22 protein-coding genes, 1 tRNA gene and 1 other annotated feature are annotated in these 18,503 nt (G+C 37.5%); of the genes, 18 read left to right on the forward strand and 5 right to left on the reverse strand.

The window, feature by feature from the left end; translation table 11 throughout:
• Positions 1 to 61: 61 nt before the first annotated feature.
• Positions 62 to 802 carry a DUF6081 family protein gene (locus ACNJYY_RS10390; RefSeq protein WP_416731630.1) on the reverse strand — a complete coding sequence of 247 codons (741 nt, stop codon included), beginning with the start codon at positions 800 to 802 and terminating at the stop codon, positions 62 to 64.
• A gap of 188 nt (positions 803 to 990) precedes the next feature.
• Between ACNJYY_RS10390 and ACNJYY_RS10395 the strand changes: the two genes are divergently transcribed.
• The 11 genes from ACNJYY_RS10395 to ACNJYY_RS10445 all read left to right on the forward strand — a co-directional run bounded on the left by ACNJYY_RS10395 (position 991) and on the right by ACNJYY_RS10445 (position 7,959).
• Positions 991 to 1,275: a hypothetical protein gene (locus ACNJYY_RS10395; protein ID WP_416731631.1), complete on the forward strand. Its 285-nt coding sequence runs from the start codon at positions 991 to 993 to the stop codon at positions 1,273 to 1,275.
• Positions 1,276 to 1,375: 100 nt separating this feature from the next.
• Positions 1,376 to 1,750 (forward strand): DUF2203 domain-containing protein, encoded by a 375-nt coding sequence (locus ACNJYY_RS10400; RefSeq protein ID WP_186320521.1) that lies wholly within the window; start codon positions 1,376 to 1,378, stop codon positions 1,748 to 1,750.
• 79 nt (positions 1,751 to 1,829) lie between these two features.
• Positions 1,830 to 1,904: transfer RNA gene (locus ACNJYY_RS10405), tRNA-Arg, on the forward strand.
• Between the two features lie 135 nt (positions 1,905 to 2,039).
• A complete protein-coding gene (locus tag ACNJYY_RS10410) occupies positions 2,040 to 2,948 on the forward strand; it encodes a rhodanese-related sulfurtransferase (RefSeq protein WP_144703503.1) in 909 nt (302 codons plus the stop codon).
• Positions 2,949 to 3,092: 144 nt separating this feature from the next.
• Positions 3,093 to 3,410 carry a hypothetical protein gene (locus ACNJYY_RS10415; protein WP_416731632.1) on the forward strand — a complete coding sequence of 106 codons (318 nt, stop codon included), beginning with the start codon at positions 3,093 to 3,095 and terminating at the stop codon, positions 3,408 to 3,410.
• Positions 3,407 to 3,781, forward strand: a complete 375-nt coding sequence (locus ACNJYY_RS10420) for a kinase-associated lipoprotein B (RefSeq protein WP_416731633.1) — start codon at positions 3,407 to 3,409, stop codon at positions 3,779 to 3,781. The genes ACNJYY_RS10415 and ACNJYY_RS10420 overlap by 4 nt, the downstream gene beginning before the upstream one ends.
• 52 nt (positions 3,782 to 3,833) lie before the next feature.
• Positions 3,834 to 4,655 (forward strand): ammonia-dependent NAD(+) synthetase, encoded by an 822-nt coding sequence (gene nadE / locus ACNJYY_RS10425; protein WP_416731634.1) that lies wholly within the window; start codon positions 3,834 to 3,836, stop codon positions 4,653 to 4,655.
• Positions 4,656 to 4,745: 90 nt separating this feature from the next.
• Complete coding sequence (locus tag ACNJYY_RS10430; RefSeq protein ID WP_137789510.1) at positions 4,746 to 4,997, forward strand: hypothetical protein; 252 nt, start codon at positions 4,746 to 4,748, stop codon at positions 4,995 to 4,997.
• A gap of 203 nt (positions 4,998 to 5,200) precedes the next feature.
• A complete protein-coding gene (gene dat, locus ACNJYY_RS10435; protein ID WP_416731635.1) occupies positions 5,201 to 6,067 on the forward strand; it encodes a D-amino-acid transaminase in 867 nt (288 codons plus the stop codon).
• 20 nt (positions 6,068 to 6,087) lie between these two features.
• On the forward strand, positions 6,088 to 6,660 hold the full coding sequence (locus ACNJYY_RS10440; RefSeq protein ID WP_416731636.1) for a DUF502 domain-containing protein: 573 nt from the start codon (positions 6,088 to 6,090) through the stop codon (positions 6,658 to 6,660).
• A 90-nt stretch (positions 6,661 to 6,750) separates the two neighbouring features.
• Positions 6,751 to 7,959, forward strand: a complete 1,209-nt coding sequence (locus tag ACNJYY_RS10445; protein ID WP_416731637.1) for a DUF2515 family protein — start codon at positions 6,751 to 6,753, stop codon at positions 7,957 to 7,959.
• A gap of 19 nt (positions 7,960 to 7,978) precedes the next feature.
• Here the strand turns inward: ACNJYY_RS10445 and ACNJYY_RS10450 are convergent, their stop codons facing one another.
• Positions 7,979 to 8,380, reverse strand: coding sequence for a hypothetical protein (locus tag ACNJYY_RS10450; protein ID WP_416731638.1), 402 nt, complete (start codon positions 8,378 to 8,380; stop codon positions 7,979 to 7,981).
• 159 nt (positions 8,381 to 8,539) lie between these two features.
• Here ACNJYY_RS10450 and ACNJYY_RS10455 point away from each other — a divergent pair, with 159 nt between their 5' ends.
• Positions 8,540 to 9,196, forward strand: a complete 657-nt coding sequence (locus ACNJYY_RS10455; protein ID WP_416731639.1) for a GDSL-type esterase/lipase family protein — start codon at positions 8,540 to 8,542, stop codon at positions 9,194 to 9,196.
• Positions 9,197 to 9,320: 124 nt separating this feature from the next.
• On the opposite strand, the gene proC is transcribed toward ACNJYY_RS10455, so the two are convergent.
• Entirely contained in the window at positions 9,321 to 10,160 is an 840-nt protein-coding gene (gene proC / locus ACNJYY_RS10460) for a pyrroline-5-carboxylate reductase (protein WP_416731640.1), read from the reverse strand.
• A gap of 137 nt (positions 10,161 to 10,297) precedes the next feature.
• On the opposite strand from proC, the gene ACNJYY_RS10465 reads away from it, so the two are divergent.
• Entirely contained in the window at positions 10,298 to 10,705 is a 408-nt protein-coding gene (locus ACNJYY_RS10465) for a group-specific protein (protein ID WP_416731641.1), read from the forward strand.
• On the opposite strand, the gene ACNJYY_RS10470 is transcribed toward ACNJYY_RS10465, so the two are convergent.
• The gene (locus tag ACNJYY_RS10470) at positions 10,687 to 11,514 is read right to left on the reverse strand and encodes a GDSL-type esterase/lipase family protein (protein ID WP_416731642.1); all 828 of its coding nucleotides are present in this window, start codon (positions 11,512 to 11,514) and stop codon (positions 10,687 to 10,689) included. The two genes, ACNJYY_RS10465 and ACNJYY_RS10470, sit on opposite strands and share 19 nt — an antisense overlap.
• A gap of 87 nt (positions 11,515 to 11,601) precedes the next feature.
• Between ACNJYY_RS10470 and ACNJYY_RS10475 the strand changes: the two genes are divergently transcribed.
• Together ACNJYY_RS10475 and msrA are read left to right on the forward strand one after the other, a co-directional pair.
• A complete protein-coding gene (locus tag ACNJYY_RS10475; RefSeq protein ID WP_416731643.1) occupies positions 11,602 to 12,546 on the forward strand; it encodes a DMT family transporter in 945 nt (314 codons plus the stop codon).
• Positions 12,547 to 12,618: 72 nt separating this feature from the next.
• The gene (gene msrA / locus ACNJYY_RS10480; RefSeq protein WP_416731644.1) at positions 12,619 to 13,581 is read left to right on the forward strand and encodes a peptide-methionine (S)-S-oxide reductase MsrA; all 963 of its coding nucleotides are present in this window, start codon (positions 12,619 to 12,621) and stop codon (positions 13,579 to 13,581) included.
• 17 nt (positions 13,582 to 13,598) lie between these two features.
• On the opposite strand, the gene ACNJYY_RS10485 is transcribed toward msrA, so the two are convergent.
• Entirely contained in the window at positions 13,599 to 14,960 is a 1,362-nt protein-coding gene (locus ACNJYY_RS10485) for an MATE family efflux transporter (protein ID WP_416731645.1), read from the reverse strand.
• A gap of 86 nt (positions 14,961 to 15,046) precedes the next feature.
• On the opposite strand from ACNJYY_RS10485, the gene ACNJYY_RS10490 reads away from it, so the two are divergent.
• From ACNJYY_RS10490 to rarD, 3 genes are all read left to right on the forward strand, one after another.
• Positions 15,047 to 15,328 (forward strand): hypothetical protein, encoded by a 282-nt coding sequence (locus ACNJYY_RS10490; RefSeq protein WP_416731646.1) that lies wholly within the window; start codon positions 15,047 to 15,049, stop codon positions 15,326 to 15,328.
• 47 nt (positions 15,329 to 15,375) lie between these two features.
• Positions 15,376 to 15,577, forward strand: a binding site (T-box leader).
• A 45-nt stretch (positions 15,578 to 15,622) separates the two neighbouring features.
• Positions 15,623 to 17,305: an arginine--tRNA ligase gene (gene argS, locus ACNJYY_RS10495; protein ID WP_416731647.1), complete on the forward strand. Its 1,683-nt coding sequence runs from the start codon at positions 15,623 to 15,625 to the stop codon at positions 17,303 to 17,305.
• 104 nt (positions 17,306 to 17,409) lie between these two features.
• Positions 17,410 to 18,345 (forward strand): EamA family transporter RarD, encoded by a 936-nt coding sequence (rarD, locus tag ACNJYY_RS10500; RefSeq protein ID WP_416731648.1) that lies wholly within the window; start codon positions 17,410 to 17,412, stop codon positions 18,343 to 18,345.
• Positions 18,346 to 18,503 lie beyond the last annotated feature (158 nt).

Consider the following 18,503-nt stretch of genomic DNA (forward strand, 5'->3'; position numbering starts at 1 on the left):
AGAATAAGTAAAAAAAGGCCCGCATCATGCAGACCTTTAAGGTTTTAAGCCGATTCCTGTACTATTCATTTAAGAATACTTTCATTGGAGACCATTCACCGATTATACCCTGACCATGAAGCGAGGTGCTTCCTTCAGGTGATAAGTCTTTCTCTGTCATAAGTCCTAACGCTACTGTAAACTCATTAAACTTGATGGGCACATCTTTTTCTGTTCGAACGATGTTTCCGTTCACTGAAAAAGTCACTTCATCAGCTGATTGGTTATAGGTGATCTCGAATTCGTTCCATTCTCTTTGATTGAATTCTTGCTCCTCTTTAAAGATACAAAAATATCTTGTTTTATCTGTTTCAGGTACTGAGACACCTGGAAATGGGAGTACCGCATAGACACTTGCATACTTATCGTTACCTGCAAAGAAATCAAGTGCTGCTCCAGTAGTGAAGTCTAATAAGTTTACTGAAACAAATCCATCATACAGATCATTCGCATTCGTTCCGATCGGACGTGAACGCATTCTCCATTGAAAAGAAATTGTTCCGTCTTGTGGTACCTTGATCGGTTCATTTGAATAATACATGTGTTTTGCATTATCTAAGAACTGAACAGAAGGGTGGGATTTAGTGAAAGGATTAACTCTAACATACAGCTCGTCATTACGAACGATCACAACTGCTTCAGGCTCTCTAAACTCATGGAAGGATCCATCTGGAAGAGGGAAACCTCCGATCCGCCATGTTTCAGATTCAGTCAGAATAGAATGGAAATTGCCGAGTACGATTTCATTTTGATGTTTTTTCATTAAACACAGCTCCTAGTTAATTGCTTATAAACATATTTAATCAAATTAAGATTGATGAGGCAAATGCTGGCTTTTCTATTAATACCCGTCCACAAAAAAATAGATTTCTAGAATGGACAAGTATATTTCAGAAAAAACTGAATAATAATGGTATTAAGAGCTCGCAAATTAAAGGGAGGGTGTTCTCTATGAAAACGGTATCTCAAATTAATTTACGAAAAGAAAAGGAAAAAACGTTCTCAAGTGATGATAGAATCATGTTGTTTATAACGAAGTTTCATCTGAAATCTAAACGTGATAGATGGTTGACGTTAAGACTCTTATTAAGAAGAGGCTCAGTTGATCTAGTGGAGCAAATCTTAATCAGTTCAGAATATAGAAGAGATTTTCCAGAACTTCTTGAGGATGAAACAGTTCGAGATTTTTATTTAGACTTAAAGAATCCAAAGAAAGAAATATGTCTTACCGTTTAACCTTTTGGGGAACCCAAAAGGTTTTCTTCTTGTCATTTTTGTGTGCAAAGCATTTATCATTTGATATAATACGTACAAGAAGATGAAGGAGAACGATGTAATGAAACGCTATACATTAGAAGAAGCCAACCAATTGCTTCCGGTCCTCTCAAAAGAATTTGATTCTCTACATAATCTCCAAAGAGAGTTTGATTTGTGGTATGAATCTTTTCAGCAGGTCGAGCCTCAGTTGAATGCTGAAGAAAAAGCTGCCTGGGAAAAAAGAATTCAATTTATGGAACTTGAAGCTGAGATGTTTATTTCAAATATCTTGTCTCACGGTGTTTGGTTTGAAGATGCCTTCTCATCGACACTCCATTTTCCAGCTATACTAAATGGAGAAAAAGGTGTATTCAAATGGCATCCAGAAGAACCAGTCATCACGATCTATGAGAGTGTTGAAGAAAAGCTGGATTCACTCCATTTGGTAAATTAAGGATCGCTTGTGGAATTCATGTAAATAACACTTGTATTATTCTCTAAAAAAGCTTATGATATTAATCGTGACGTAATTAGCGCCTATAGTGAAATGGATATCACACGAGATTTCGGCTCTCGTATTCTGGGTTCGAATCCTGGTGGGCGCGCCACTTCCAATTGAATATCTCGAATATCGGTTAGACCGGTACTCACCACGGGGAAGGCTATTGGGACCGGTGGTTTTTTATTTGGCGTCACAAAAATAAACTAACGTTGCAGGTTGGTGATTAATTGTGTCAGAAAAAATGAGAGTACTCTTGTATTACAAGTATGTTCCAATCGATGATCCAGAGAGCTACAAAGACGAGCATCTAAAGTTTTGTAAAGATTTAGGTCTTCTAGGCAGAATAATCGTTGCTCCTGAGGGAATCAATGGAACCGTGTCAGGAACGTATGAACAGACTCAAATCTACATGGATCATTTAAAAGCAGATCCGCGATTTGAAGATATTGTTTTTAAAATAGATGAGGTAGAAGAACATGCATTTAAAAAGATGTTTGTTCGTCATAAAAAAGAGCTCGTAACTTGGCGTTTTGAAGATGATGTAGATCCGAACCAATTGTCAGGTAAACGTTTATCTCCGAAAGAATTTTACGAAGCGTTACAAGATGAAGATGTTATCGTAATCGATGGACGTAACGACTATGAATATGAGATCGGCCATTTTCGCGGTGCTATCCGACCAGATGTAAAAGCATCTAGAGACTTTCCGAAATGGGTACGCGAAAATATCAGCCAGTTTAAAGATAAAAAAGTTTTAACATACTGTACAGGCGGTATACGCTGTGAAAAGTTCTCAGGCTTTCTACTTCAAGAAGGATTTCAAGATGTATCTCAGCTTGAGGGCGGAATCGTAACGTATGGTAAAGACGATGAAGTGCAAGGGAAGCTGTGGGATGGTAAACTTTATGTGTTTGATGAACGTATCTCAGTTCCCGTTAACCGTACAGAGGAAGATGTAGTGATCGCTACATGTTATTATTGCGGAAAAACAGAAGATCGATATGTGAACTGCGCAAACCCAGAATGTAACAAACAACATGTTTGCTGTCCGGAGTGTGAAGTGAAACATAAGCGTTCTTGTTCGAAAGAATGTTTAGATCATCCACGTAACCGTTATGAGACGGAACAAAAAGAACAGCAGACGGTCTAAGCTAAAAAAGCCAGTGTTTATACTGGCTTTTTTTATTTTCCTGTTTTAAAGTAAACGGTATATAGTAGAAACGTTTGAAATCGAATATGGAAAACAAAACGGATGAAGAACCTACATAAAAAAGTGATTAAAGAGGTGATTGAGTTGAATAATAAAGCTAACGATATTTCTGAACAAGTGATAAGTAATTATCAAAAAGATGAAGGTATGATGATCATCATCTATAGTCAATGGTGTGTAAATAATAAGCTCGATCCTAAAGCCGTCTATCTGAAAGCTTATCCAGACCAAAGTAAGAATGAGTATGTGATGCATATGCTAGAGCAAACTGTTTCGATCGACGAAGCAGAGCACATTCCTCATGATACTGTGCTTCAAGTTTTATCGATGTTTGGTAACGATGACCTTGCCTTTGTAGTGTCCAATGAAATCCAGGCGATGAAGGAGACGAAAAAAGGATGAACGACAAGGATCTTGTTATCGCGAGCTATAAAACAGGGCAGTATATTGGAAAAGCAGGCGAAGAACGAAACCAGATGGTTTTGTTTGAAGTGCTTGCAGTAAAAACACACCCTAGGCAAGGTGATCTTCATAATCCTAAACAAGTGGAAGTCCCATTTTTCCAGGAAAGAAGAGCGCTGAGTTACAAAGAGAAAACATGGGTGCCCGTGCATACTGTAAAGAACTATGACGGTGAACTTCCCCCTTACAAGGAATCTCTAAAACAAGCCTTAGATCAATACATAAAGAAGTTAGAAGAGGACGATAGCCCATGGGCAAAACGTTCGTTGGAATGTTTATTTTCATTAGAAAAAGACTATAAACTTGATTAAAAGTGGATAGACAGTGGAATGAGATACTATAGTGATAAAGGTGGCGATAGAAATGGAACTTCAAAAACAGATTATTTCAGAGTTGAAAGCAGAACCAAAGATTGATGCGAAAAAAGAGGTTACAAAGAGAATTCGATTTTTAAAGGACTATGTAAAAAAATCGGGTGCAAAAGGGTATGTTCTCGGCATCAGTGGTGGACAAGACTCGAGTCTTGCCGGAAAGTTAGCCCAGATCGCCATGAATGAGCTGAGTGAAGAAACAGGGATAAAATATATGTTTGTAGCGGTTAGACTTCCTTATGGTGTTCAAAAAGATGAAGAAGATGCACAGCTTGCACTGAAATTTATCGAGCCAGATGTATCCCTGACAGTAGATATCAAACCAGCAGTTGACGCCTCTGTAGGCGCATTTATGAAGGCGACCGAAAAAGAACTTTCTCATTTTCTTAAGGGAAACACGAAGGCTCGTGAAAGAATGAAAGTTCAATATGACATTGCTGGTGCCTATCAATGTTTGGTCATCGGTACAGATCATGCAGCAGAGGCGATAACAGGCTTCTTTACAAAACACGGTGATGGCGCATGTGATATCATTCCGTTGTATGGCTTGAATAAGAGACAAGGAAGAGAGCTGTTAAAAGAACTAGGCGCAGAAGAACGTCTATATCTAAAAGTTCCTACAGCTGACCTTGAAGATGACAAGCCTTTGATCCCTGATGAAACAGCACTCGGCGTTACTTACGAAGAAATTGATGATTATCTCGAGGGCAAAGAAGTGTCTTTGGAATCTAAAGAAAAAATTGAAAAGAGATACATCCAAACCATGCACAAAAGAAATCATCCTGCTTCCATTCACGACACATGGTGGAAGTAAGTAAAGAGCACCTGGGAAACCAGGTGTTTTTGTTTTTGTGCTTTTAGGTTATACTTGTTCTTGGAATAAAGGGGAAGGGGATACATAACTTTGAGTAAAACGGCAAAGATCATCATCTCATTAGGTATCGTATTTTTAGCATATTTTGTTTATGATACCATCAATCGCGAGAACGAAAGAAAAGATCGATTAAATGTTATCGACGAGCATTTTAAGAAACCTTTTAAAATTGAAGAAGAGTTAAAAGAACAATATGATAATGACTTTCTGATCGAAATGGACAAGGAACTATATATCGTGACAGTCGAAGATCATAAAGTCGTAAAAACTGTAAAGCAATAATAAGAAAGAAGCCGCTTATAAGAGAGCGGTTTTTTGTTTGATTTGTTGTTATTTGTTGTTCTCCAGAAAAAAATCGAGCAACCTGTAATATACAAGAACAACTATGAATACATACAAAGTGACTCTTGAAGGCATTCACTTTTTCATTTAAAGTAGATGAAAGCTCAACTGTATACATATTATATTGATGGGGTGGTAAAATCATGGAAAATTCATATGTTTTGTATCATGATCAAATTATTAAAGACGGATCGATACCAGTTGATCCAGAGGACAGAGGCTACCTATTTGGTGATGGAATCTATGAAGTGGTCTTTGTTTATGACAAAAAACCTTTTGCGTTCAAAGAGCATTTCGCGAGGTTTGAACAAAGTGCTAAAAAAATAGAACTAGCAATGCCCTATGATGTTGCTACGTTTAAAAAGCTTACAGATGAACTGATCAGTAAGAACAACATTGAAAATGGAATGATCTATATTCAGATGACGCGTGGAGTAGCACCTAGAAATCATCTTTATGAAAGAAATATGGAAAGCGTTGTAACAGGTTTTGCAAAATCTGTTTCACTTGAAAACATTGCCGAATCTCAAGGTAGCGGTATCAGCACGTATCTAACTGAAGATATCCGCTGGCTACGATGTGATATTAAGAGCTTAAACCTTCTAGGCAATGTGATGGCAAAACGGAAAGCTGCAGATTTCGACTGTCAAGAAGCGATTCAGCACAGAGATGGAACAGTAACAGAAGGATCTTCGTCTAACGTATTTATCGTAAAAGATGGAACATTGAAAACACATCCAAGTACGAACCTAATTTTAAATGGTATCACTAGACAAATCGTGATTAAATTAGCAAAACAAAATGGGATCTCAGTTTTAGAGGAAGCGTTTTCGGTAGATGACCTTTTAAACGCAGACGAAGTTTTCATTACAAGTACAACGATGGAAGTTACACCAGTTATAAAACTAGTAGGCTCAGAGAGTCAAATATACGACATTGGTCCTGTAACTCTAAAACTGCAAGATGACTTTAAGAAACAGATTATAAAGAATACTTCAGTCGTTAACTAGTCTTAATCGTAGGGGAGAACATGAAAAAAATACTCAAGTACTTTATAAATGGACTCTTGACCATTCTTCCGATCGTGTTGGCTGTTTATATAATTTATAAGATTTTTGGGTTCTTAGACAGCATCCTTGGTAACTTATTAAAAGATGTTCTAAAAGAAGATTATATACCCGGCATCGGTCTCATCACAACACTCGTTCTCATCACGGTCCTAGGCTGGTTGTCTACTCAATATGTATCAGGAAAAATATTTAGTCTTATCGATCGGATTCTAGAGAAGACTCCATTTGTAAAGACGATTTATTCTGTAATTAAAGATACGATCCACTCTCTGTTTGGAGAGAAAAGATCTTTCTCGAAGGTTGTCCTGATTGAGTATCCTGAACTGAATTTAAAAAGTATAGGATTTGTTACCACTGAAGATGTAAGTAGTCTAAGTGACGAGTTAAGGGATCACGTTGCTGTATATATCCCTCAAACGTTTCAGATTGCAGGCTTTACTTTTTTAGTACCAAAAGACAAGGTAAAGGTTCTCGATGTAAAACCTGAAGATGCCATGAAGTTTTTATTATCGGGTGGCGTCGCAACAAAATAATAATGTCAATGAACAAACACCCTTTCCAATGGAAAGGGTGTTTTTCGCTTTCCTTTTTTCATACATTGAAAGAAAAGGAGGGTGTTAAGCGTGGCTAATTCAAAACGGTTATTGACAAAATTAACACTCATCCCGTTCGAAATGGTCATAAACGCGATTCCTTTTCTTCAAAGAGAAAAAGTAATCTGGGAACTAAGTAAAGAAGAGAGGATGTTGCTTCAAGATGAATGGAAGAGAATAAAAAGAAGAAACGGAAAGGTTAAGATAAACCTTCAAAGCAATAGCAAAGAGCTCGTTCAAAGAATCAGAGCAGATACTAGACGCTTTAACAAGAATAATGTTACACGTACCGCAGCGTATTTAACGTTCTATAATAAACACCCTGAGATCACCTGGTCATTTTTAGCACATATGGTTTCTAGAAACGCTGGTTATTTTATGAGTGATCTAAAAGGGGAGTTCTTACCACATATTCTTGAAGAGAGTTTTCTAATAAAATTGTACGATATGCTAGAAATAGGGAACAGTATGATCTTCGAGGATGCTTATCCTCAATTATTGTTATACGAAGAGAGTAAAAAAAGAGGGATATCTCTGTTTCATCTTAGTTCTCATTTTAATATTTCTCCTTTTATTGAAGGAGTTTGGGAGGTTTTTATACGACGACAAGATCAGAGCTTTTTATTACCTGTCGCACAAATTATTAATGAACAAAGTCATATTGAAAAAGCACTCGTTCAAACAGAAGAGTATATAGAATTATTAAATTCTTTCACATATCGACTTCAAGAATGGCTGAGACTTTCTCAAATTTTGTTTCCAACATGGCCGTTGAAGCATTCTTTAGGAAGAAACATGAACCATTTTAAAAATCTGGACGAAAGAATTCGATTGGGACAAAACTTATATGCCACATTATTTCAGCCGCAGTTTGTAAAGAAGATACACAGCTTTGCAAATACTTTTCCTCATACTGGATCGCGATGTGATTATGATAATGATAGTTTTACAGCTTTCAATACTTCTCTTGATAAGTTTCCTAAAGAAAAGCTCTCTTTTTTCAAAGTGAAAAATAACACGAGAATATATAGTCCATTTCTTCTAGATGTATGGAAGTACAGCTTCAATGGTCCTTATCTAAGTTCAAATTGGTTTGAAGATGAAGAGTTTGTGCTAGAGAAGATGAAGTTACTGAATAAACCATCTCCTTCCACATGGATGACGTATTGGTCTGGTCTTCACAAAATTGAGTCTGTGTTTCTTTTCAATCGATATTATAAGTTGCTAAAAAAAAAATAGAAACCTTTGATAAAGGCTTCTATTTAAAGAAGGAAAGGATGTTGCCCATTTGCTGTGCAAGGCCCATAACCTGATTAGCTCCGCCCATCATTTTTCCGAAGTTAAGTCCAGATCCTTGATTGTTCGGCATCATGCCCATTGAACTTTGACTGCCCTGTGTTTGCTGCTGATTAAAAGGCATACCTTGCATCATTGGATGCGGCATCCCACCAGGTGGCATCATCGGCATCATATACGGCATGAAAGGCTGTTGAGGGAATCCTTGTGAATATTGCTGCTGTGGCATAGCTGGAGCTTGAGCTGCAGGTGCGTATGGCGGTCTGCCGGGTACCGTTTGGCTATTTGCATATCCCTTTGCAGTAGGTGTAGTAAAAGGGTCGTAACCGCCATATGGGAACATTCTTACAGATTTCTCTTTCAAAAAAAATCACCTCATAATAGTTTCTATATATGTATATTCAACGAACGAAAAAGGGACATAACCCTTTTGTGGAACTGATGAAAACGCCCTGTCCAAATTTAAAACACATCATATTTTAATAATAGAAATGTGTGCTTCGAAAAGGAGGATAAGGGATTTATGTCCGATGATCATACTTCATATGAATGGTTGTTAACAGCGATAGGTGATTCCTTAACTGTTGGAGTAGGGGCACCAGTGTTTGGTAAAGGATATGTTGGACGATACGTAAATTTCACACAGACCACTTTTGATAAGCACATCTTAGTAAGAAACTTTGCAGTAACAGGAACAACATCTGAAGAAATATTAAATTCCCTAAAAGACAAAGAGATCAAACGGTCGATCAAGGATTCTAAGATCATACTAATCACAGCTGGTGGGAACGATCTTATTCAAGCGGCTTTTAAATATATGTTTACGAAAGAAGAAGAATTAATCTACCTGGCGCTTGAAAATTGCAAAAAAAATCTCAACAAAATTTTTAAGAAGATCTATAAATTAAAAAGAAATTCAACGGAGCCGTTCATCATCAGAATATGCACGCTGTATAACCCGTACTTTAAATGGAGTAAAGCCATGCAGTGGGTCAATATGTTTAACGATTTGATTAAAAGCTATGAAATGATGCCATATGTGAAAGTAGCAGATCTATACAGTGTTTTTATGGGTAGAGAGAGTGAGCTCGTATGTTTTGATACGATTCATCCGAACAAAAAAGGCTATCAAGTCATAGCCGTTTCTTTGTTCGATTTAGGTTTCCCTGAAATTGAGTGATAAGATATTTTATATTAAAATTTCACGTACCGTAAGTTAATAGTACTTTTAAAATACAGAATCAGCATCTAAACAAAAAATGAGGAGCTGCCACAATAATGACAGCTCCTCTCCGGAAATTTATTTACATAACAGGAACTTTTTCAAATTCTTTTCTGAGTGATTTTGATCGTTTTGCAGCATGTTCTACCGCTTTTTCAATGGCAACACCACCGCCATTCTTCGCAAGTGCTTCTAGACCTGCAGCTGTCGTACCGTTTGGTGAAGTCACTTTCTTTCTTAGTTCAGCAGGTGAGTCATCAGATTCCATCACCATCTTACTGGCACCGTAAAGAGTTTGTGCAGCGATGTCACGAGCTAGTTCGCGATCGAGTCCGTTTTCTACAGCTACATCTTCCATATGTTCCAGCAGATAATAAAAATAAGCAGGCCCACTACCGGCTATTCCAGTGAAAACATCCATCTGTTTTTCGGAAATAATTTTCACTTTACCGATTGCTTTCGATAATTCTTGAGCTAAATCCAAATCTTCATTTTTCACATACTTACCGGCACTAATACCTGTGATAGATTCACCAATCATACTTGAAGTATTAGGCATCACGCGAACAATAGGCAATGATCTTTCGATGATCTCCTCTATATACGATGTGGAAATTCCGGCAAGAACGGATAAAATGACATGGTGATCTTGAAGAGCGGGTCTGAGTTGTTGAAGTACTTCTTCCGCTTGTTTTGGTTTTACCGCAAGAATAATCACGTCTGTGTTTGTTAATGAGAGTTCTCGAACTGAAGTTGTTGTAATGTTGTATTTGTTAGTTAGTTCTAATCTTCTGTTTTCATTCGTGTGGTTCGCGGCTATGATTCGATCAGGAGAAATTCCAGCTTTGTTGATCAACCCCGAAATCATTGCTTCTGCCATTGAACCTGCACCAATAAACGTAATATTTCTGTATTTTAACATGCAACCCCTCTTTCAATGATTTTACTTATTTATAAAGTACTATGTTAACATCTTCACAAATATATGCAAGTCGTTATGTTCTTTTCTATCTGATTGTAATATGATTTTTACATAAGGAAATAAAAGGGGGAGCTTGGATGAAATTTTACGTCGCTTCAGGATTTCAAAATAAAGAGCTTGTAAAAAGGATAGGGAATGACCTACAAAAGAATTTTAAATGGCAGCTGACTTATGATTGGACGCTAAATGATAGGGCTGAGACGAAAGAAGATTTAGCTGAAATAGGAATTAAAGAATATGAAGCCGTAATGGCAGCGGATATAACGATCGTAGTATTACCTGGTGGAAAAGGGTGTCATACAGAGCTTGGCATTGCTTTGGGAAATAAGAAAACCGTAATCTTGTACGACCCAGAAGGTATGCTGGAAAAATTAACAGAAGCTACTACATTTTATTTTCTGCCAGAGATCATACATTGGAATGGGGTAGTAGAAGAACTGCCCAAATTATGCAGTTCTTCTGTACCTTATTGTGCCTCTTTATAAGATTGATTTTGGAAGGTTGTAACGGTTTTATTTGCAATTCGATCGTACCCTTCTTCGTTTGGATGGATGGAATCAAAAAGCCATTTATCCATATCTTCTGTTTGAAGGGCATCACTCACAGGAACAACCAGGGCAGGTTTGTGTGTAAGTGCTGTTTCGTAAGCGATTAAATTCCAATCATTTAAAAGCTTTTCAGTAGCTGGGTAATATTTTTGTTCAGCATTCACAACGTTGTATAATTCATTCAAAACGATTATTGCATTCGGGTTATGTTTTCTGATGTTTTCAAAAATGTCATTTAAATTCTTCTGATATTCATTTTTAACATCATCATAACTTTGTATAGCTTTTAGAGGGCCTTGTTGTTTTGCTATTTGTACGAGGTCATTACCGCCGATATTGATCGAAATGATATCTGCTTTTTTAACAGATTGTTGAACGGCTGGAATCTCCAATTGATTCAATAATCCTTGACTCGTAAAACCGGAAACACCTTGATTTTCGAGAATGAAAGTTTTACCGGTTAAGTTCTGAAGATTCTCATTAACTTTACTTGCGAAACCGCCTTCTTCAGAGCCTCTACCTTCAGCAACAGAATCGCCGAGTACAAGGTGATTCAATGTGGACTTTGGAGATTTTTTTAGATAATCAAGATAAGTGATCTGCTTAGAATCTGGAGAAGCGTTCTGGTCGATCACAGATTCTTTCTTGATTTGACTTATTTTATATTGCGGATAGTAATACCACCACCCGACCGCACTTATGACAAAAAGCAAAACAAACAAGGAGATGATATATCTTTTTTTCATATATATCCTCCTGTATAAGAAACTTTTTAAAAAAGTATTAGTTATAGATAATATCATAAATATGCCTAGAAAGTGAAAGGTGACAACTTGAATAACACTTCTTTAAAGATACCCGTTTTTTTCCCTTTAATCATAGGGATCATCGCGATATCATTTTCTTCTATTTTTGTTAAGTGGTCAGATGCTCCGGTCTCTGTTCAAGGGATGTATCGATTATTATTTACTTTAATCATGATGTTGCCGTTTGTTTGGAAACAAGCACGATATTTGAAACATATCAATTGGCGAGAAACCTTTTTACTAATTTTATCCGGAGCCTTCCTAGCGCTACATTTTTTATTCTGGATGGGATCATTAAAGTTAACTACCGTAGCAAGTTCAACGATATTACTTTCCCTGCAGCCTGTTTTTGTAATGATTGGAGCATACATAGCCTTTCGTGAAAAAACGTCTAAAGCTGCGATCATTGGGATGATGGTTGCAATCCTCGGCGCAATAATGATTGGGTGGGGAGACATTGGCATCTCAGCAAAACATATTCAAGGAGATCTTTTATCTATTTTAGGCACGATTGTAGTTGCGGCCCATATGTTGATCGGCCAAAAGCTTCTTAAGACATTTCCTGCTACGCTTTATAGTTTTTCGGTATTTTTTGTAGCGGTCATTGTATTTGGAATCTACAATCTTTCATTAGATATACCCATGACTGGTTATCCTGAGAAGGAGTGGGGGATCTTTTTATTGCTTGCCATCATACCAACTGTGTTTGGACATGTATTGTTCAATTGGCTATTAAAATATGTAACAGCTGCTACGATATCAATGGCAATATTAGGTGAACCTGTAGGTGCTACATTGTTAGCATACCTATTTCTTGAAGAATCACTAACTCTTTCCCAATGGAGCGGAGGTGCTATCGTATTAGCGGGACTGTATTATTTCTTGCAAAATACGCGAAAACAAAATAAACGAACACCCCCTGCACCGATCAAGCCGCCAGTCACATCAGGTCCCATTGTAAAAAAAGGGTAAGAGCCTATTTCTATGCTTTTGTATGACATTCTTATATGATGAAACAAACAGATGAAAAAGGAGATTGATTTTATGAGTAACTATGCTAAAGCTACTTTTGCTGGAGGATGCTTTTGGTGTATGGTCACACCATTTGAAGAGTGGCCAGGCATCATTTCTGTAGAATCGGGCTATACAGGTGGTCACAAAGAGAACCCGACATATAAAGAAGTCTGCAGTGAAACAACTGGCCATTTTGAGGCAGTACAAATTACATTTGATCCATCCATCATTTCCTATGAGAAAATCGTCTCTGTTTTTTGGAAGCAAATTGATCCTACTGATGCTGGCGGTCAATTTTACGACCGTGGAGATTCCTACCGCACTGCCATTTTCTTTCATGATGATGAACAAAGAACGATTGCTGAGAAATCAAAAAAGGAACTTGAAGAGAGCGGCCGATTCGACAAACCAATCGCAACTTTAATTTTACCAGCTGATACATTTTACCCTGCTGAAGAATATCATCAAGATTACCACAAAAAGAATCCGTTTCATTATAAGCGTTATCGTCAAGGCTCAGGTCGAGATGTCTTTATCAAATCACATTGGGTAGACAATGAGCAAAAAGAAGAAATACTTAAGACACTAAATCCAATGCAGTATAACGTTACACAGAACGATGGAACTGAACCTCCTTTTCAAAATGAATTTTGGAATCATACAGGAGAAGGTATCTATGTAGATATCGTTTCTGGAGAGCCTCTTTTTAGTTCTTTAGACAAATTTGATAGCAGTTGTGGATGGCCAAGTTTTACAAAGCCAGTTCGTTCATCAACCGTTGAAGAAAAAGAAGACTTGTCTCACGGTATGATCCGAACGGAAGTAAGAAGTAAGGATGCTGATTCTCATTTAGGACATGTATTCACTGATGGTCCTCGAGATCGAGGAGGATTAAGATATTGCATCAATTCTGCAGCACTTCGTTTTATTCCTAAGAACGAACTAAAAGAAAAAGGATATGGAGAATATCTCACTCTGTTCGAACAAAAATAAACCAGCTTATAGCTGGTTTATTTTTGTTCATAAGAGGAATAAGAATGGGACTGAATGTATTTTAATCGCGTAAATAGAATAATAGCTCCAGCTGTTAGACCTGATATTAATCCGATCCAATAACCATAGGCTCCAAGAGTTGAGAAATTAGCTAGATAATATCCTACCGGTAGACCAAGCACCCAATATGAGATAAATGAAAGCATAAAGGTCACATTTACATCTTTATAGCCTCTTAGCGCACCTTGTATCGGAGCTCCTATAGCATCTGCAAGTTGAAAGAACACCGCATACCATAAAAATGAAGTCGTCAGTTGAATAACTTCTTCTTCGTTGGAATACATGCTTGCTACTTGTTCATCGAAAATCATTAAAAGACCTGAAAGAATTAGGGCAAATCCAACGGCCGTTACAATTCCGATATAGCTATATTGTGCTGCATCTTTAAAGCGTTTTGCACCAACTTCAAAACCAACTGCAATCGTAAGTGCAAAAGAGATGCTAAGCGGCAGCATATACAGGAAAGATGCAAAGTTGAGCGCGGCTTGGTGAGCAGCAATGGTTATCGTGTTAAAATCACTCATTAACAAGGTAACTGCCGCAAATATACTTACTTCAAAAAAGATGGCTAGACCAATAGGGACCCCGATCTTCAACTGTTCTTTCCAAGCGGTCAAAGAAGGTTTATAGAAGTTTCTAAACAGTTTATATCCCCTGAATGGATTCACTTTAACGACAATGATAACGGTAATAACTGCGGTTACCCAATACGTTATAGCTGTTGCAACACCTGCACCTATTCCGCCTAATTCTGGAAAACCACCTTTACCAAAAATAAATAGGTAGTTAAAGATCGCATTCACCGGTAGTCCGACAAGAGTAATGAACATTGTAATTCTAGTTTGACCAAGTGCATCTATAAAAGATCGAAGTGCTCCATATAAAAACAACGGCATGATCCCGAAAGAGAGTGCGATTAAATAGCCTCTAGCAACGTGCTCCACTTCTTTCTCAAGAGTCATCGCTCCTAGAATAGGATCTAAAACCATTGAACCTAGTACAACAACGATCAAGGATATTATGACTGATAAATAGACGGCTTGCATAACTGATCGTGGTACATTTTTTGTGTTTTTAGCCCCTACTAACTGCGATACGATGGGTGTTAATGCCATTAGGATACCATTTAGTCCAGTGAAGATAGGAACCCATAAACTCGATCCGATGGCTACACCTGCGAGTTGATCAGCTCCAGATCTACCGCTCATAACGGTATCTAAAAAGTTCATGGCATATAAACCTAACTGAGTGATCAAGACTGGAATCACCAGGATTAAGAAGTTTTTGTATTTATCTCTTAACGAATTTGTCTGTATCATCTGCATACTTCCTTTAGTATTAAACTGTCAATTCGAGACAATGCATTATATCATAAAACATAACTAATATACGTGAAGGAGAAACTATGAGTGTTCAATTTCTTTTTGAAGTTCAATCTGTTCTGCCAGGAGAGCAAAACGAAGAAAAAATTGTACTGGTATCAACAGAGCTTTTATATAAAACGAGTGGGGAAACAATCTATACAGGAGTAATACCAGTCAGAGTTACAGAACATGGGGTTTTTGTATCAGTGCCAGCAGTTACGGCGGCTTTTAATTCAAAATATTTACGAACTGAAACGTTATTTCGGTTAAAAAGATACATTAAACGCATGAGAGATTACTTGGATTTTGATAATAAGGAATAAGTTGACTTTTTGTTTTTGCCCTCATATAATATGAAAAACTATAACTCAGATCATTTATGAAAAAGAGAGTACTCTGTAAGGATGTTCATAGCGAGCAAGGGTCGGTGTAAGCCTTGCACTACTTACAGACGAAGCGCACTTTGGAAATGTTTGCTTGAAACGCAGTAGAGCAGACCGGGACTCCCCGTTAACAAGTCAAGTGGCCTTTTGGCAATAAGAGTGGTACCGCGGTTAATATCCGTCTCTTCTATTAATTTAGAAGAGGCGGATTTTTTTATTTAGGGAGGGAAACGGATGAACGGAAAACATTTATTTGCAGCTTACTTACAAGATCACATCGGTAACGACTTAACAGTGGAACAAATTGAAGCCTCTATTGAAAAGCCTAAACAGATCCAGCATGGTGATCTAGCATTTCCTTGTTTTCAGTTAGCTAAGATCTTTAAGAAATCTCCAAATGAAATCGCAAAAACATTAGCCCAAGGAAACATCTCAGGTGAGTTTGAGAAAATTGAAGCTGTGGGGAGCTATGTAAATGTTTTCTTAAACAAAAAAGCAGAAGCTCTATCGCTGCTGACGCAAATTTTAAAAGAGAAGAACGCTTATGCCAACCATCGTTTCGGTCATGGAAAAACGATTCTTTTAGATCTATCCTCACCAAACATCGCAAAGCCGTTCTCAATGGGACATCTACGCTCAACTGTAATTGGTTCCTCAATAGCTGCAATCAGTGAGAAATGCGGCTACCAGACAGTTAAAATCAATTATATAGGAGATTGGGGAACTCAGTTTGGAAAATTGATCTCAGCTTATTTAAAGTGGGGCGAGGAAAATAAAGTACGAAATAATCCGATTGAAGAATTGACTAAACTTTACGTGCGTTTTCATGAAGAAGCTGAAAAAGACCCTTCGTTAAATGATGAAGGTAGAAAATGGTTTAAAAAATTAGAAGATCATGATCCAAAAGCTAAAGAACTATGGATCTGGTTTAAAGAAGTATCTTTAGAGGCTTTTCAGAACATTTATGAGCTATTGGGTGTCCAATTCGATTCCTATAAAGGTGAAGCCTATTTTAACGATAAGATGGATGCTTCTGTAAAAGCACTGCAAGAAAAGAATTTGTTAGAACTCTCAGACGGTGCTCAGGTTGTAAGGGTAGGTGATGATCTGCCACCATGTTTGATCAAAAAAACAGACGGTGCCACTTTATATGCCACACGTGACATTACCGCTGCTATCTATAGAAAGAACAAATACGACTTTGCCGAAGCGTTCTATGTTGTCGGTCAAGAACAATCTCTACATTTTGAACAAGTGAAACGAGTATTGAGAAAGCTCGGACATGATTGGGCAGGCAACATGCACCATGTTCCATTCGGGCTCATTTTACAGAACGGTAAGAAGATGAGTACTCGAAAAGGAAAAACAGTCCTATTAGAAACTGTTATTTTAGAAGCAGTTAAGTTAGCAGAACAAAATATAAAAAGTAAAAATCCTGAACTCCAAGAAATAGCGACTGTCGCTCGTCAAGTAGGGGTAGGGGCCGTTATCTTCCATGATTTAAAGAATGAGAAGGGAAACGATGTGGAATTCTCGCTTGAGATGATGCTCAAGTTTGAAGGTGACACAGGACCGTATGTGCAGTATACAGCAGCAAGAATTCAAACATTATTGAACAAAGGGAAATTTAATGGAGGTGTTCCACAAGAGTTGTCCATAGGATCTGAAAGCTGGGAAATTCTTTCTGTATTAAATGAGTTTCCGGAAGTTGTTGAACTAGCGTTTCACAGAAAAGAACCTTCTATTATTTCGAAATATGTCTTAAAGCTATCTCATAAGTTCAATCATTATTATGCTCATGTGAAAATCTTAGATAGTAAAGAAACGGCAGAACGACTAGCGCTTTGTGCAGCAGTTCAGATCGTCCTGAAAGAAGGATTACGATTATTAGGCGTGCAAACACCGAATAAAATGTAAAGTTACGCGTTATTCTGAAGAAGAGTTCATTTAGTGGCTAAACATCTAGATTCCGTTATATAATCTTATAACTTCATATAAATTATGGGATCGAGGAACGGACAATGAAATTAAACGAACATACGAAGGGTATATGGTATGCCGCTTTTTCTTATTTAATATGGGGATTTCTTCCGCTATATTGGAAACCGCTTCAATCAGCTGGTTCTGTTGAGATCTTAGCACATCGCATTCTATGGTCATTTCTTTTGATGATCGCTGTTATGTTCTTATTAAAAAAGAAAAAAACACTCCTAAGTGATGTTAAAGTACTGTTTAGTCAAAAAAAGCAGTTTCTGTATGTATTGACTGCTTCGCTATTGATTAGCGGAAACTGGGTCATGTATATATGGGCGGTCAATACAGACCATGTTGTTGAAGCGAGTCTAGGCTACTATATTAATCCACTCGTTAGTGTAATTCTTGGCATGCTTGTATTGAAAGAAAAATTAAACAGCTGGCAGCTTGTATCCTTTATATTAGCTGCTTGCGGTGTCTTTCTACTAACGTGGCAGCATGGAGAATTTCCATGGGTAGCCGTTTCTCTTGCACTTTCGTTCGGTCTGTACGGACTTGTTAAGAAACTAGCTAGTTTTGATTCGTTAACGGGCTTAACATTTGAGACGATGTTTGTCTTTCCATTAGCGTTCTTTTATTTAATCTACCTTCAATGGAACGGAGAAGCTTCCTTTATCACTGGAGGAACTTCTACGACATTGCTCTTATGGGGTGCAGGTCTCGTTACTGCTGTACCATTACTATGCTTTGCGCAAGGTGTAAAGCGGATCTCGATGACGATGATCGGTTTTCTACAATACATTGCCCCGACTATCATGCTCGTATTAGGTGTCTTTTTGTATCATGAGTCATTCAGCAAAATTCATCTAATTTCATTTACCTTGATATGGATTGCGCTCCTTATTTTTACGGTCAGCAGAACAAAATGGGCAAATTATCTCATAAATCGTAAAAAACAAAATTCACTTTCTGCGAAAATATAGTATAATGGCAATGACCATTGTTACAGTTGAAACCTTATCAATGATAAGGTTCTTTTCATTCATTGTTTGAGAGCGCTTTAAATAGGGAAAAATTCAATGGCGAGAAATGATGAATCACCTGTTAACAGCAACAGCACAATACTTACAAAGGGAAGCAG

Origin of the sequence: Fictibacillus tiangongensis (assembly GCF_048083785.1) — a bacterium.
Classification (GTDB): domain Bacteria; phylum Bacillota; class Bacilli; order Bacillales; family Fictibacillaceae; genus Fictibacillus.